We start from the raw sequence: 14,063 nt of genomic DNA on the forward strand, positions 1-14,063 counted from the left end.
AACCCTAAACCCCTAATGATTACTTTTATAAAGGCTCTTTTACTAGATCCGCCACCACCTACGCCTGGACCTCCAGGACCTCCTGGTGTGCCAATTGATAATATTACTATTTACCTTGTAATAACTGCTTTTTTTATAGCATATAAATTGTTACACACAAAAAACAGTACAATTAATAAAGAAAAAAGTGTAAAAGACTACTCAAAAAAAGATGCAATAAGAGAATTATTGGAGTAATTCTCTTATTTTTTTTATAGTAAAATCTAAATCTTGTTGCGTTGTATATTTAGAAAAAGAAAAACGAACAGAAGTCTTGTTTGCTTCTTCTTCTTTTAAAATTTCCGATAAAACATGTGAGCCTTTATTGCTTCCACTTTGGCAAGCACTACCGCCAGAAACTGCAATTCCGGCTAAATCTAAGCTAAAAAAAAGCATATTATTATTTACAGGAAAACGAGCATTTAAAATAGTGTAACTACTACTTTCTAAATTAGATGAAACACCATTAAACTGAATCTTTTTAGATATTCTTTTTAATTCAGAAATTAAATATAATTTTAAATTTTCGATGGTTTTTTTATCCATCTCTATTCTAGAAACGGCAATTTCTAATGCTTTTTCCATTCCTAAAATAGCGTGCACATTTTCTGTACTAGACCTTGCTCCTTTTTCTTGATCTCCACCATATAACATTGGTAAAATTCCGAAACCTTTTTTAAAATACGCAAAACCAACACCTTTCGGACCGTGAAATTTATGAGCACTTGCAGTGATAAAATCTACAGGATTTTTTTGTAAATTAATGTGATAATGACCAATTGCCTGTACTGTATCTGAATGAAATAAAGCATCATAATTTTTACACAATTCACAAACTTTATCTAGAGGTAAAATATTGCCAATCTCGTTATTAACATACATTAAACTAACTAAAGTTTTATCTTTTGATGATGCTAATAATTCTTCTAAATGATGAAGATTTACACAACCAAATTCATCAACATTTACAAATTCTACACTAATATTGTAAGTATCTTTTAGGTAATTACAAGTATGCAAAACTGCGTGATGTTCAATTTTAGATGTTATAATTCTTTTTACTCCTAAATTTAAAACGGCATTGTGCAAAATTAAATTATCTGCTTCTGTACCACTACTTGTAAAAATGATTTCGCTTGCAGAAATATGAAAGTGTTTTGCAATATTTTTTCTAGCAGTTTCTACTGCCGATTTTGCTTTTCTTCCAAATTGATGTATAGAAGATGGATTTCCGAAATTATCTTGCATAGAAGTATGCATTACTTCTAAAACCTGAGCATCAATTTTTGTGGTAGCTGCGTTATCTAAATAAATAGAATTCATTCTGCAAAAATACGATTAATTAGAGTTCTGAAAAATATAAACTTCTGTGGCACCCAAACCATATTTTTTGTAAGAAGCATCGTAATATTTAACAGAATATTTATTTAGAAGTCTTTGTAATTCAGCCTTTAAAACGCCTTCTCCTACTCCGTGAATAAACACAATTTTAGAAATTCTTTTAGCAATTGCAAATTCAATTTTTCTTTTTGCAGTATCTATTTGCAAATTTAAAATATCGTAATTATCCATATTTCTAGTAGAGTTTGTTAATTGATTTATATGTAAATCAACCTCTAAAATAACTTCGTTTTTTTCTTTTTTAAACAGGCTTTTTTTTGAGTTTTTTTGCTCAATTTTCTCTTTTAACATTTTGTTATTAATATCAGAAAATTTACTTAATGTATGTTGCGCTACATCAATTTTCACTAATTCTGATGCTGCAAATTTAAAAACCATTCCGTCTGTAGTTTGTACAGAAATTTCATCACCAAAAATATGGATGATTTTGCCTTTTAAAACATCATCTAAAACAGCTACTTTATTACCAATTTCTAAACACATTCTTAACTTTGTCTTAATTTAATTTTAATTCTAAAGGCAGTATATTTACCACAAAAATAACAAGATGATTAAAACTTCTGCAGTTTCTACTAAAAACTTCTTTAAAAATGCTTTTAAATCTATAAAAATAGATACAAAAAGAGCAGAATTGTTATCTACAATTGCAAATGAAATAGCTAAAGATTATCAAAAAAACGGAATTGTAAACCTTAATTTTATTTGTACTCATAATTCTAGAAGAAGTCAGTTAGGGCAAGTTTGGGGCTTTTTTGCTGCCAATTATTTCGATTTAAACATTCGGTCTTTTTCTGGCGGAACAGAAGTAACAGCTTTTTTTAGAAACACTGTAAAAACGTTACAAAAAGTAGGTTTTAGTTTTCAGTTATCCGATTTTTCGCATCAAAATCCTAAATATATCATCACTTTTAATGGTTCTCAGAAATTTATTTTAGGTTTTTCTAAAAGATATGACAATCCAGAAAACAAGTTGCCATTTATAGCCATAACAACTTGTAACAACGCAGATACAAATTGCCCATTTATACCAGAAGCTTCTAGTAGGTTTCATTTGCCTTTTGTAGATCCAAAATTTTCTGATGGTACAGAAACGCAAGATGAAACTTACTTAAAAACCAATGCCCAAATTGCTGCAGAAATTTATTATATTTTTTCTGATGTAAAAAAGTTAGTTTCTTAAATTTCTAATTCTCTATCGTAAGGAATACTTTTTAAAATGTGATTTATCACATTAACCCTAGCTTCGGTTTTTCTGTTGGCTCTAATAATTTTCCAAGGAGAAATTTTTGTATTTGTTTTTGCAAACATTGCTTTTTTATACTCTGTATATTGATCCCATAAATCTTGAGCCTTTTCATCTAACTTTGTCATTTTCCATTGTTTTAATGGATCGTTCTTAATTTCTAAAAAACGATTGGCTTGTTCTTTTTTAGAAATAGACATATAAATCTTTACCAATCTAATGCCCGATTCTAAAATCATTCTTTCAAAATCGTTTACTTGATTCATAAAAATAGTATACTCTTCTTCAGTACAAAAATTATTTACAGGTTCTATAACGGCTCTATTGTACCAACTTCTATCAAAAAACACAATTTCTCCTGCTTTTGGGAACTGCTCTACATATCTTTGAAAATACCATTGAGATTGTTCGTCTTTGGTTGGTTTTGGTAGCGCTACAATACGCATATGACGTGGATTAATACGTTCTGTAACTCTTCTTATGGCACCTCCTTTACCAGCTGCATCTCTTCCTTGAAAAACAACAATAATTCTTTCATTATTATCTATTGCCCAAGTTTGCATTCTAATAAGTTCTACTTGTAATTTTTCTAGTTTTCTTTGATAATCTATATATCTAAGCGCTTTTTCTACATTTAAAGGCTCTTTAGAAAGCAAGGCTAACAAGCCTTTTTTTGAATTTAATTTTCTAATTTCTCTGTCTGATAATATCCTTTTCATAATCTTAATCTGCTTGTATATTAGAACGATAATAACGCATAACAACGTTAGGATCTGGATTTAAAATAGTTTTTGCTTCTTCTTTCCCTTCGTAATCGAACTGAGATAAAACATACCTCATTGCTTCTAATCTTGCTTCTTTTTTCTCATTGGTTTTTATAAGCATCCATGGGCTGTAAGAAGTATGGGTTTTAGAAAACATTTCGGCTTTGTAGTGTGTGTACCTATCCCAAAGAGTTTGACCTTTTTTATCTACAGGGCTAAATTTCCATCTTTTAAGAGGATTTTCCATCCTTGCATCAAAACGCCTTAACTGCTCGTCTTTAGTTATTGATAACCAAAATTTTATGATAATTACTCCATCTTCATACATCATATGTTCAAATTCAGGCACTTGTACCAAGAATTCTTTATATTGTTGTTCAGAACAAAAACCCATTACAGGTTCTACAACAGCTCTGTTGTACCAGCTTCTATCAAAAAACACAATTTCTCCTGGGTTTGGTAACTCTTTAATATACCTCTGAAAATACCATTGTCCTTTTTCTATTTCTGTTGGTTTATTTAAAGCTACAAGTCTACTAGACCTTGGGTTTAGATGCTCCATAAACCTTCTAATATTACCACCTTTTCCTGCTGCATCTCTTCCTTCGAAAATAATGGCTACACGTTTGTTTTCTTTAGAAATCCAACGCTGTAATTTTACCAATTCTATTTGTAACAAACGTAACTCATCATCGTATAACAATGTGCTTTTTAACTTATTAAACAAGTCACTTTTTTGTTCTATTACAGATAATAAACCCTCTTTATTTTCTAGGTTTTCAAAATCTTCGACGGTTAATCCTTTCTTTGTTTCCATATATGCTTTTTGATTGTTAAAAATAACGAATATTTCTAATAAAAAGAATAAAAAAAGTCATTTTAATTGAGTTGTTTTATATTTGTTGGCTATGAAACAAAATTTTATTTTTATACTCTCTTTTTCTACATTTTTTGCTTTTGGTCAAAAAAAGTTTTCAAAAGAATTTAGTTTAAAAACCGATAACGATTTATATATATCTACAGTTAGAGATCGATATTATACAAGTGGCATATTTTTAAACTATAGATTCTTATCAAAAAAGAAAAAAGAAAAGTTAGAAAAAAAAATCTTTGAGTTAGAAATTGGTCATGAAATGTACACTCCGTACAAAGCTATTGTTTCAAATATAAATTTGCATGACAGACCTTTTGCAGCTTATTTATATGGAGGTTTTAGTATTAAAAGAATTTTTAAATCTCAAAGAATATTTAACACCACTTTAAGGGCTGGAATTGTTGGCTCTAATGCTTACGGAGAAGAGTTACAAGAATTTATTCATAATATATATAGTTTTAAAAAGGCAGAAGGTTGGAAACATCAAATTAAAAATGCTTTTGCCTTAAATTTTAATGTTGATTATCATCAATTTTTATTAAAAAACAACACCAATCATTTAGATTTAACTTGGATAAACGCTGTAAAAGTGGGTACAGTTTATACAAATTTAAGCTCAGGTTTGTATGGTAGAGTTGGTTTTAAATCTTTACAAAGTATTGTAAATTCTATTGGGTTTAACACAAGTTTAAACAACAATAGCAATCGTTATTTTAGAGAAGCTGAATCTTTTATTTATTTTAAACCAACTTTAAGATATGCACTTTATGATGCTACTTTACAAGGAAGTTTTTTAAATACCAAAAGTGATGTTACTAAAGAATTAATTCCTTTTGTTTTTGATGTAGAAATTGGGTTACGTTTTACTGCAAATAGATTTAATTTTGGCTACGCTTTTCATTACAACACCAGTAAATCTAAAAACTTGAGATATACTTACGGAAATAAATATGGCGTAATTTTAATTAATTATTTGCTGCGCTAATCAACAAAAAAATCATCTTTAAAACCTATTAAATATAATTTTTTTTGAGCTCTGGTAATTGCAGTATATAACCACCTGTAATACTCTTTAGAAACTCCTTCTGGCAAATAAGGTTGTTCTATAAAAATGGTTTTCCACTGACCTCCTTGCGCTTTATGGCAAGTCATTGCATAAGAGAATTTTATTTGCAATGCATTAAAGTACTTGTTCTTTTTTATGGCTAAAAATTGTTTGTATTTCGATTTTTCGTCTGCATAATCTTCTTTAACAGCTTGGTAAAGTTTGTTAAATTCTTCATACGTTAAAGACGGACTTTCGCTAACCAAAGTGTCTAAAAGTACAACTGTTTCAAAAGATTGCATTTCTGGATAATCTATCATTCTTACCTCTACTTCTGCAAATTTAAAACCATACAATTCTTTAATAGCATAAATTCTAAGAATTTCACAAATATCTCCGTTAGCAATAAAACCTGCGGTTGATGATTCTTTTAACCAAAAATAATTATTCTTAACCACCATAATATAATCTCCGGCAGAAATTTCGTTTTCTTGTCCACGAATATTAAATCGTATTTGCTGGTTGTATTGATTGGCTCTTTTGTTAGATCTTACAATAAAAGCGGTATCTTCTACTCCATCATTTTCATAGGCAGTAACAATGGCATCTTCAATATCATAACCATCTACCAATCTTTTTATATCAGGAAAATCTATTTGAAACTGAAAACTATTTCCTTCATTTTGTAATAATAACCTTAAAGATGTTGCATTTGCAAGAATCCCTGAGTTTTTGTGCTGACGCATTACTTCATCTAACTCAATCTCGATAACATTTTTATGAAAATCGTATTGTAAAGTTGATGCTTCTAAAGCCGGACTCATAGTTAACTTTACGGGTGGTAATTGTGCAGTATCACCAATAAAAATCAACTTACAATTGTGCCCAGAATACACGTAAGAAATTAAATCTTGTAACAAAGAACCCGAATCAAATAATTTTTGATTTTGCCTACTGTCTGGTATCATAGAAGCTTCATCTACAATAAAAATGGTATTTCTGTGCTTATTCTTTTGCAAAACAAAATCTACAGAGCCATTGCTTTGTTTTTTAGGAAAATAAATTTTTTTATGAATTGTAAAAGCTGGTCTTTTAGAATACACCGCAATTACTTTTGCTGCTCTACCTGTTGGTGCTAATAAAACCGTTTTTTTATTGGCTGCCCAAAGACTATTTACAAAAGTGCTTATTGTAGTTGTTTTTCCTGTACCTGCATACCCTTTTAATAAAAAGAGTACATCTTTATGGTCATTAAAAACAAAATCGCTTAAAAGCTTAAATAATTGATTTTGTTTTAGGGTTGGAGTAAATAGAAATTTATTACACAATTCTGCATAAAAATCGGCTGGTAATTTTATCATAAATAAATTAAAACATCAAAGATACATTGATTTGCAAATAAAAGTTTTTATCATAAAAAAAAAATTGTAGATTTGCGATAAGACTATTAAAAAATTTAAATTAAAATGGGATTATTAGGAATGATTTTGGCAGCTGTGTTAGTTGCAATACTTTTAGCTATTGTTGTAGTAAAATATCTACCTTTAAAATTAAGATGGGTAGCTTCTTTACTATTGTTAGCTTTAACAATATTCTTAGGGTATAAAATATATAACGGAATAATGCAACCGATTAACTTTAATAAAAATAAAGTTAAAAAATATGCCAAAGTTGTTAAAAGTCTAAAAATCATTAGAGACGCAGAAGTAAAATATTACGAAGTAAATGGTAAATACACCAAAGACAAAGCTGCCCTGATAAAATTTATAGATACCGCTCAATTAGCTTTAACAGAAACTAGAGATACCATTATTAAAGTAAACAAAGGTGGTGGTATTATAGATGAAATAACAAAAAAGAGAAAAGATACTATTGGTTATGAACCTGTTCTTAAATACTTTAAAAACAGAAACTATAAAGATATGTTTAAAGTTCCTGGTGTTAAAGGAAAAGAGTTCGATTTAGAAATTGGTACTGTAGAAAAAGTACAAGGTTTAATTGTACCTACTTTTATGGCAAAAACTTCTAAAAAAGATATTTTAAAAGGAATGGATGAATCTTTAGTAAAACAAGAATTAGAAGCCGTTGCTACAGACCAAATTAAAGGAGAATTTGTTTCTGTTGGCTCTTTAGATGAAGTAACAACTGGTGGTAATTGGCCTCCTTCTTATGACAAAAAAAGTAGTGAAAAGAAAGACTAGCAATACATCTTTAAAAGAAAACACCAATAAAAATTTATCCATCCAATTTAATTTGGATGGATTTTCTTTTTGTATTTCAGACAATATCAATAAAAAAGACCTTTATTTTTCTGAATACAATTTTTTAGAAACACAAGCTACACCAAAACATTTACTTTCTAAAATTGAAGAAATTTTTAAAACTGATAAAAATTTACAACACGATTTTTCTAATGTTTTAGTCATTCATCAAAATTCTTTATCTTGTTTGGTACCAGATAAATATTTCGTTAAAAATAAATTAGCCTCTTATTTACCTTATAACATAAAAACACTTGCTACAGACTTTATTACTTTTGATAGTTTAGAGAAATTAAACTGTAAAAATGTCTATATCCCTTATGTAAACATTAACAATTATCTATTCCAAAATTTTGGCGAATTTGAGTATAAACATCATAGTTCTATTCTTATAGAAAAACTTATTTCTAAAAATAGTGATAATAAAAAAGTAATGTATGTTAATGTTTCTAAAAGCACTTTAGATATTTTAGTTTTACAAAATAACAAACTCCTTTTTTATAATTCCTTTTCCTATTTTACAAAAGAAGATTTTATCTATTATATTTTATTTACAGCAGAGCAGTTAAAATTAGACACAGAAAAGTTTCCAATTAAATTTATGGGAGCCATAGAAAAAGGTGATGAAATCTACAAAATTGCGTATCAATATATTAGAAATATATCTTTTTTAGAAAATAATAATCCTATTTTTAATCAATTAAACAGTTCTAAACATTCAAATTTTATACTTTTAGGTTTATGAGAATAATTTCTGGAAAATTAAAAGGAAGACGTTTTACAGCACCTAAAAATCTACCTGTAAGACCAACAACAGATATGGCAAAAGAATCGTTATTTAATATCTTAAATAACTCATATTTTTTTGACAACATTACTGTTATAGACTTATTTGCTGGTACAGGAAATATAAGTTTAGAATTTGCTTCTAGAGGCACAAAAAATATTTACACTATAGATGCTCATTTTGGTTGCATAAAACATATAAACAACACTGCAAAAAATTTTGATTTAGATATTAATACTTACAAAAGTGATGTTTACAAGTTCTTAGAAAAAACATCTCTAAAAGCAGATGTAATTTTTGCAGATCCTCCTTATAATTTTGAGAAAGAGCAATTTTTAAAAATTGTAGATTTAGTATTCGAAAAAAAACTCCTTACAGAAGAAGGAGTTTTAATTATAGAACATTCTAAACACACAGATTTAACAAGCAGATCTAAACATAGTTACGACAAACGTTATGGAGGTAATGTGTTTAGTTTTTTTGAAGCCTAAATAACGTTATAGATTAAATATTATTTAAAGTAACGATTTAATAATGTCTGAAATTGTAATTCCTTCTGCTTCTGCCTTATAATTTTTTACTATTCTATGTGATAAAATTGGTATAGCAACTGCTTTTACATCTTCTATGTCTGGAGAATATTTTCCAGAAACAGCAGCATACGCTTTGGCTGCTAAAATTAAATTTTGGGATGCTCTTGGACCTGCACCCCAATCTAAATATTTTTTTACTAACGCTGAAGCTTCATTAGACTTTGGTCTTGTTTTACCCACCAAACCAACTGCATATTCAATAACATTATCTGCCACAGGAATCTTACGAATTAGTTGTTGAATTTCTATAATTTCATCGGCAGAAAATAACGATTTAACTTGCTGAGTTATATTACTGGTTGTATTTTTTACTACCTCTACTTCTTCTTTAAAAGAAGGATATTCTAAAGAAATAGAAAACATAAATCTATCTAATTGCGCTTCTGGCAAAGGATACGTTCCTTCTTGCTCAATAGGATTTTGGGTTGCTAACACAAAAAATGGCAACTCTAATTTATAATGATTTCCAGAAACTGTTACAGAACGTTCTTGCATAGCTTCTAATAAAGCTGCTTGTGTTTTTGGTGGTGTTCTATTAATTTCATCAGCAAGGATAATGTTAGAAAAAATAGGGCCTTTTATAAATTTAAAATGACGGGTTTCATCTAAAATTTCGCTTCCTAAAATATCTGAAGGCATTAAATCTGGCGTAAACTGAATTCTTTTAAAATTTAATCCTAAAGCATCCGAAATGGTATGTACTAATAATGTTTTTGCTAAACCTGGAACACCGATTAAAAGCGAATGACCACCGCAAAAAACAGATAATAAAGTAAAATTTACGGCTTCTTTTTGCCCAATAATTATTTTACCAATTTCAGTTTTAAGCGCATTGTATTTATGAACTAAGTCATTAACAGCTTTAACGTCTGACATTATTTATTTATTTCTTTTTTCCAATTTCTTTTAAAAACACACTTACCATAATCATTTCCTAATTTAATGTAAGTATCTTTTATTTTTTCTTTAGACCATTTTTCTATAGTTTCTTCTTTCTTTTTTCTTAAAGCTAAATCTTGTATTTTAACGTAATCTTTAATAATGTCTGCGGTGTGTGTATCTGTTCTATCTTTCATTAAGATTACTTTATACATCTTTTTACCACCTCTATCTTCATCATAAAAAACATTAGATAATTCTCCTTTTTTTAACTCATTAACTCTTGCATAAAATGCAGGATCCATTCTTGTTAAATCGAATTTAGACTCACCCGTAGATGGGTTTGTAATTAAGCCTCCACTATTTTTTGTATCATCATCATTAGAATACTTTTTTACAGCATCTGCAAATGTAATTTTACCTTCTTTTATATCTTTTACTATCTGCTCTACTTTTTCTTTAGCTTCGTTTAATTTATCTTCAGGAATTTCTGGTTGCATTAAAATATGAGAAGCAATTCTTGTATTTCCTTTTACTTTATGTAATTGCATAATGTGATATCCAAAATCTGATTTAAAAGGTTTAGAAACTTGCCCAACATCTAAAGTAAAAGCCATTTCTTTAAACTCTTTTATAAAATTAGATTGTTTGGTTACTGTATATTTACCTCCATTTTGGGTAACTCCAGGATCGTTAGAATTAATAATTGCTTTCATTTTAAAACTAGCTCCTTCTTCTATTTGCTTTTTTATTTCATTTAGCTTAGCAATTACTCTCTCGTTTTCTTCTTTAGTAGGGTTTACTTTTACAACAATTTGTGCAAGCTCTATTTCGGCAGGAAATTGTGGTAATTCTCCTTTTTCTTTTAATCCGTTAAAATATAAACGAACTTCTTCTGGAGTAACATCAATCTTTTCGGTAATTTTTTGTTGCTCTTTTTCTATTAAAAGATTTTCTTTTTGAACAGCGTAAAGTTCTTTTTTTAAATCATCTAAATCGTTAAAACCGTAAGCTTTTACAACTTTTTTTATAGTACCATATTGTTGTGTAAAAAACTGAATACTTCTGTCTACTCTACCATTAATTTCTGTATCAGAAACAGTAACACTGTCTATTACTGCGTGATGAGCCATTAATTTCTGTTGCATTAATTCTTCTAACATTTCGCAGTTAGATATTGTTACTTTTCCTTCGCTTCTTAATTCTACTTCTTGCTTAAATTTAGCTATATCAGAATCTAAAACAATATTTTTTCCGATAACTACAGCTACACCATCTATTTTTTGTTGTGCGTTTGTAGTCATACTTATTAAGCTTAAAAAAGCAATAAAAAACTGTACTTTAATAAATTTTAAGATTGTTATTTTGTGTGGCATCTTTTACGATTGTTTTTTCTATATCTCTAATTAATTGAATTTTACGTTTGTGTAAAATCATTTGTTTTATGGTTGAATTTATATAACTTAAAGGTGCTATTGAATTACGTTGTAAAACATCTTTTACGGCCACCAAATATAAACCTAAAGAATCTTGTTTTTGAATGAATTTAGTTTTTTTTAACAGTTTTTCTCTAGAAAATGGAAGTTTTAACAAAATGTTATCTAAAGGAACCCAAATAGAATCGTTAAAGTGATGGAATTTAAAACTTAATTGTTGTTTTTCTAGTTCTTCTGTATCTTCTATAGCATCAGATTTAAATAGTTTTTTAAATTCTTCTTTACTGTTTATAGTATTATCAAAATGAAGATATTTAATTTTTACCAACTCTTCATTTAATTTAAAATTCTCTTTATTTAATGTGTAATACTCTTCTATTTTTTCTTCTGAAATTGTTGTGTCTAATCGTTCTTTTACAAGCTGTTCTTTATACTTGTTTATTAACAAGCTTTCTTTATAATCTTTAACTAATTTGTTAATTTCATTTATATCTTCTAAAGAACTATTGTTAGTTGCTTGTTTAAGTAACAACTGTTTTACTGCCCAATCTTGAATATAGCTTCTTATTAAAACCAAACTATCTTGTTTGTTTATTTCTTTAGGAAGTACATTTTTTAAATCTTCTCTAAAAAGCTTTTCTGTATTAACAATGGCTACAATTTCTGAGGTGTTTTTTTCTTTATTTCTTAGATTAAAATAATCGCAAGAAATAAAAAGAGCTACACAAAGAAAAAGAGAACAATATTTCATTATTTTTTATAAAACTTAATTAACTTTCTTAATTGTCTTTTACTAATTTTTATCTTGCTTTTCTTTCTTAAATCTGCAATCCAGTTTTTTTCTAAAAAGTTTTGATAATCGTTCATTACTTCACCTTTTATCAATTTTAATTCTTTAAAATTATATTTTTTGATGTTTTTTTGATAAAAAGTTTTTAATCCTAAAGTATCTTTAGAAGATTTGTTCCAAATTTTTTGTTGCATCAATTCAAACAACAATAAACCATCTTCGTATTCTTTTAAAGTATACGCGTATTCTGGTTCTGTGTGAATAAGATTTTCTTTATAATACGTTAAAATTTCATCGTCTAGAAATTCATCATACAAAACAAAAACTGGTTTATGTCTTCTATTTCTTATAAACTTTATAAATTTTTCTTGTGTAATTGGTTTATCATTAATGGTAAAAATTGCAGATTGCAATGAATCTACAGGAATTGCTCTTAAATTTTTTCTGTTTAAAATCTTTTTTGCTTCTTCGTTTTCAGAAATCGAATATTCGCTTTTTAATCTATTGATAACAGCTTTATCACTTAACTGCATTCTAGCGCTTCTTTTAATTCTTTTTTTAAGCTCATCTTTCATTTCATTAAAAGATTTTGGAGGATGTTTTTTTAGTAACTTTACAATATGCCAGCCAAATCTTGTTTTAAAAGGTTTCGAAAAATCGCCTTCTTTTTCTAAGCTAAAAGCGGCATCAGAAAAAGGTTTTACCATTCTACCAGCAGTAAACTTACCTAATTTACCTCCGTTGTTTTTAGAACCTGGGTCTTCAGAATATTTTTTAGCTAAATCTTCAAATTTTTCTTTATTTAATAGTTTATTGTAAACACTATCTATTTTATTTTTTCCTATGTTTGTTGTATCTCTAATTAAAATATGAGCTGCTTCAATTTCTCCTTTAGAGGGTCTAAATTCATCTACCTTTACAATATGATACCCAAATTGCGTTTTAAAAGGTTTAGATACTTCTCCTACTTTGGTAGAATATGCAGCAACTTCAAAAGGATACACCATACTAAAAGCAGAAAAATAACCCAAATTACCTTTGTTAGAAGGAATTTTCTTTGCTGGGTTTCCTTTTGCAGAAGGGTCTTCTGATGTTTCTACAGCAACTTTTTCAAAATCTTCTCCGTTAACAATTCTATTTCTAATTTTAGAAATTTTATGAAATGCCAACAATGTATCTTTTGGTGATGCATCTCTTGGCATTCGTATTAAAATATGCTTCGCTTTTACTTCGTTAATGGTTCTAAAATAAGCATCTTTAACTAACTTTTCTATAAAAGTGGTATCTTGTAAATAAGGTGCAGATAACTGATTTTTATAGGTTTCCATTTCTCTTTTATAAGAGGGTAACGTATCTAATTTTAGCTTGTAAGCTTCTTTTACTTTTAATTTATAATTTATATAAAGTTCTAAATTTTTTATAACATCTTTAGCTTCTGCGTTATCTATGGCATCTAAATTTTTCTCATAAATTCTTTTAAATTCAGAGACTTTTGTTTTTTGTCCATCTATGGTAACTAATACTTTATCTTTTTTTTGAGAGAAGACTGATACTGAAATACTTAAAACAAATAATAAAACTATTTTTTTCATAAACTAACTAATTATAACGAAATGATTCCTTTAATTTTTTCTGCTTTTTTATAATAAGAGATTACCTCTTCTGAATTTGCTACTTTTAATACGATAGAAACACTAATATATTTTCCTGTTTTCGATTTTTTTGTATTAATAATGGCTCCTTTATTATTAAATAAATTCTCAACTTCTACTACTTGATTTGCATCCGTTGGTACAATAAATTTATACATATAATCTGCAGGAAACTTTGTTGTGTCTTCTAACTGATTTTTTAATTTGTTGTAAAAATCACTTTTTTCGCTCATATATTCTTCCTTTTTTTACAAAATATTTACAAATAATAAGCCACAAAATTACATTAAAAATTAGTT

Annotated in this window: 16 protein-coding genes; 6 read left to right on the forward strand and 10 right to left on the reverse strand. The window is 27.9% G+C overall.

Annotated features, from left to right (window positions below; translation table 11 throughout):
• Nucleotides 1-15: 15 nt before the first annotated feature.
• On the forward strand, nt 16-237 hold the full coding sequence (locus ACY2RX_RS07875) for a hypothetical protein (RefSeq protein ID WP_490103420.1): 222 nt from the start codon (nt 16-18) through the stop codon (nt 235-237).
• On the opposite strand, the gene ACY2RX_RS07880 is transcribed toward ACY2RX_RS07875, so the two are convergent.
• Both ACY2RX_RS07880 and ACY2RX_RS07885 read right to left on the reverse strand, forming a co-directional pair.
• Nucleotides 226-1,362: a cysteine desulfurase family protein gene (locus tag ACY2RX_RS07880; RefSeq protein ID WP_490103421.1), complete on the reverse strand. Its 1,137-nt coding sequence runs from the start codon at nt 1,360-1,362 to the stop codon at nt 226-228. The genes ACY2RX_RS07875 and ACY2RX_RS07880 overlap by 12 nt on opposite strands.
• Before the next feature lie 15 nt (nt 1,363-1,377).
• Complete coding sequence (locus tag ACY2RX_RS07885) at nt 1,378-1,923, reverse strand: DUF8465 domain-containing protein (protein ID WP_490103422.1); 546 nt, start codon at nt 1,921-1,923, stop codon at nt 1,378-1,380.
• Nucleotides 1,924-1,987: 64 nt separating this feature from the next.
• Between ACY2RX_RS07885 and ACY2RX_RS07890 the strand changes: the two genes are divergently transcribed.
• Nucleotides 1,988-2,620: a low molecular weight phosphatase family protein gene (locus ACY2RX_RS07890; protein ID WP_490103423.1), complete on the forward strand. Its 633-nt coding sequence runs from the start codon at nt 1,988-1,990 to the stop codon at nt 2,618-2,620.
• On the opposite strand, the gene ppk2 (ACY2RX_RS07895) is transcribed toward ACY2RX_RS07890, so the two are convergent.
• Nucleotides 2,617-3,402, reverse strand: coding sequence for a polyphosphate kinase 2 (ppk2, locus tag ACY2RX_RS07895; RefSeq protein WP_490103424.1), 786 nt, complete (start codon nt 3,400-3,402; stop codon nt 2,617-2,619). The genes ACY2RX_RS07890 and ppk2 (ACY2RX_RS07895) overlap by 4 nt on opposite strands.
• A 4-nt stretch (nt 3,403-3,406) precedes the next feature.
• On the reverse strand, nt 3,407-4,264 hold the full coding sequence (gene ppk2, locus ACY2RX_RS07900; protein ID WP_490103425.1) for a polyphosphate kinase 2: 858 nt from the start codon (nt 4,262-4,264) through the stop codon (nt 3,407-3,409).
• A gap of 91 nt (nt 4,265-4,355) precedes the next feature.
• Between ppk2 (ACY2RX_RS07900) and ACY2RX_RS07905 the strand changes: the two genes are divergently transcribed.
• Nucleotides 4,356-5,306 carry a lipid A deacylase LpxR family protein gene (locus ACY2RX_RS07905; protein WP_490103426.1) on the forward strand — a complete coding sequence of 317 codons (951 nt, stop codon included), beginning with the start codon at nt 4,356-4,358 and terminating at the stop codon, nt 5,304-5,306.
• Here ACY2RX_RS07905 and ACY2RX_RS07910 read toward each other — a convergent pair.
• Nucleotides 5,303-6,727: an ATP-dependent DNA helicase gene (locus ACY2RX_RS07910; RefSeq protein WP_490103427.1), complete on the reverse strand. Its 1,425-nt coding sequence runs from the start codon at nt 6,725-6,727 to the stop codon at nt 5,303-5,305. The two genes, ACY2RX_RS07905 and ACY2RX_RS07910, sit on opposite strands and share 4 nt — an antisense overlap.
• A 105-nt stretch (nt 6,728-6,832) precedes the next feature.
• Between ACY2RX_RS07910 and ACY2RX_RS07915 the strand changes: the two genes are divergently transcribed.
• From ACY2RX_RS07915 to ACY2RX_RS07925, 3 genes are read left to right on the forward strand one after another with little or no spacing between them, the layout of a single operon-like run.
• Nucleotides 6,833-7,567: a hypothetical protein gene (locus tag ACY2RX_RS07915; RefSeq protein ID WP_490103428.1), complete on the forward strand. Its 735-nt coding sequence runs from the start codon at nt 6,833-6,835 to the stop codon at nt 7,565-7,567.
• Nucleotides 7,551-8,372, forward strand: coding sequence for a DUF3822 family protein (locus tag ACY2RX_RS07920; RefSeq protein ID WP_490103429.1), 822 nt, complete (start codon nt 7,551-7,553; stop codon nt 8,370-8,372). Before ACY2RX_RS07915 ends, ACY2RX_RS07920 begins: the two co-directional genes overlap by 17 nt.
• Nucleotides 8,369-8,905, forward strand: coding sequence for an RsmD family RNA methyltransferase (locus tag ACY2RX_RS07925; RefSeq protein ID WP_490103430.1), 537 nt, complete (start codon nt 8,369-8,371; stop codon nt 8,903-8,905). Before ACY2RX_RS07920 ends, ACY2RX_RS07925 begins: the two co-directional genes overlap by 4 nt.
• Nucleotides 8,906-8,929: 24 nt before the next feature.
• Here the strand turns inward: ACY2RX_RS07925 and ACY2RX_RS07930 are convergent, their stop codons facing one another.
• Genes ACY2RX_RS07930 through ACY2RX_RS07950 form a run of 5 tightly spaced genes read right to left on the reverse strand, consistent with a single transcriptional unit; the run spans nt 8,930 to nt 13,997 of the window.
• A complete protein-coding gene (locus tag ACY2RX_RS07930; protein ID WP_490103431.1) occupies nt 8,930-9,883 on the reverse strand; it encodes an AAA family ATPase in 954 nt (317 codons plus the stop codon).
• The gene (locus tag ACY2RX_RS07935; protein WP_490103432.1) at nt 9,883-11,190 is read right to left on the reverse strand and encodes a peptidylprolyl isomerase; all 1,308 of its coding nucleotides are present in this window, start codon (nt 11,188-11,190) and stop codon (nt 9,883-9,885) included. Before ACY2RX_RS07935 ends, ACY2RX_RS07930 begins: the two co-directional genes overlap by 1 nt.
• A gap of 37 nt (nt 11,191-11,227) precedes the next feature.
• Complete coding sequence (locus tag ACY2RX_RS07940; RefSeq protein ID WP_490103433.1) at nt 11,228-12,073, reverse strand: hypothetical protein; 846 nt, start codon at nt 12,071-12,073, stop codon at nt 11,228-11,230.
• Complete coding sequence (locus ACY2RX_RS07945; protein ID WP_490103434.1) at nt 12,073-13,704, reverse strand: peptidylprolyl isomerase; 1,632 nt, start codon at nt 13,702-13,704, stop codon at nt 12,073-12,075. Before ACY2RX_RS07945 ends, ACY2RX_RS07940 begins: the two co-directional genes overlap by 1 nt.
• Before the next feature lie 11 nt (nt 13,705-13,715).
• Nucleotides 13,716-13,997, reverse strand: a complete 282-nt coding sequence (locus ACY2RX_RS07950; RefSeq protein WP_490103435.1) for a DUF493 family protein — start codon at nt 13,995-13,997, stop codon at nt 13,716-13,718.
• Between the last annotated feature and the right edge of the window lie 66 nt (nt 13,998-14,063).

Source organism: Polaribacter sp. 2405UD43-2 (assembly GCF_058147125.1).

Bases quoted from the DNA above. Each gene is read 5' to 3' on its own strand.
- ACY2RX_RS07875 (WP_490103420.1), top strand. From the start codon at position 16: ATGATTACTTTTATAAAGGCTCTTTTACTAGATCCGCCACCACCTACG.
- ACY2RX_RS07880 (WP_490103421.1), bottom strand. From the start codon at position 1,362: ATGAATTCTATTTATTTAGATAACGCAGCTACCACAAAAATTGATGCT.
- ACY2RX_RS07885 (WP_490103422.1), bottom strand. From the start codon at position 1,923: ATGTGTTTAGAAATTGGTAATAAAGTAGCTGTTTTAGATGATGTTTTA.
- ACY2RX_RS07890 (WP_490103423.1), top strand. From the start codon at position 1,988: ATGATTAAAACTTCTGCAGTTTCTACTAAAAACTTCTTTAAAAATGCT.
- ppk2 (WP_490103424.1), bottom strand. From the start codon at position 3,402: ATGAAAAGGATATTATCAGACAGAGAAATTAGAAAATTAAATTCAAAA.
- ppk2 (WP_490103425.1), bottom strand. From the start codon at position 4,264: ATGGAAACAAAGAAAGGATTAACCGTCGAAGATTTTGAAAACCTAGAA.
- ACY2RX_RS07905 (WP_490103426.1), top strand. From the start codon at position 4,356: ATGAAACAAAATTTTATTTTTATACTCTCTTTTTCTACATTTTTTGCT.
- ACY2RX_RS07910 (WP_490103427.1), bottom strand. From the start codon at position 6,727: ATGATAAAATTACCAGCCGATTTTTATGCAGAATTGTGTAATAAATTT.
- ACY2RX_RS07915 (WP_490103428.1), top strand. From the start codon at position 6,833: ATGGGATTATTAGGAATGATTTTGGCAGCTGTGTTAGTTGCAATACTT.
- ACY2RX_RS07925 (WP_490103430.1), top strand. From the start codon at position 8,369: ATGAGAATAATTTCTGGAAAATTAAAAGGAAGACGTTTTACAGCACCT.
- ACY2RX_RS07930 (WP_490103431.1), bottom strand. From the start codon at position 9,883: ATGTCAGACGTTAAAGCTGTTAATGACTTAGTTCATAAATACAATGCG.
- ACY2RX_RS07935 (WP_490103432.1), bottom strand. From the start codon at position 11,190: ATGACTACAAACGCACAACAAAAAATAGATGGTGTAGCTGTAGTTATC.
- ACY2RX_RS07940 (WP_490103433.1), bottom strand. From the start codon at position 12,073: ATGAAATATTGTTCTCTTTTTCTTTGTGTAGCTCTTTTTATTTCTTGC.
- ACY2RX_RS07945 (WP_490103434.1), bottom strand. From the start codon at position 13,704: ATGAAAAAAATAGTTTTATTATTTGTTTTAAGTATTTCAGTATCAGTC.
- ACY2RX_RS07950 (WP_490103435.1), bottom strand. From the start codon at position 13,997: ATGAGCGAAAAAAGTGATTTTTACAACAAATTAAAAAATCAGTTAGAA.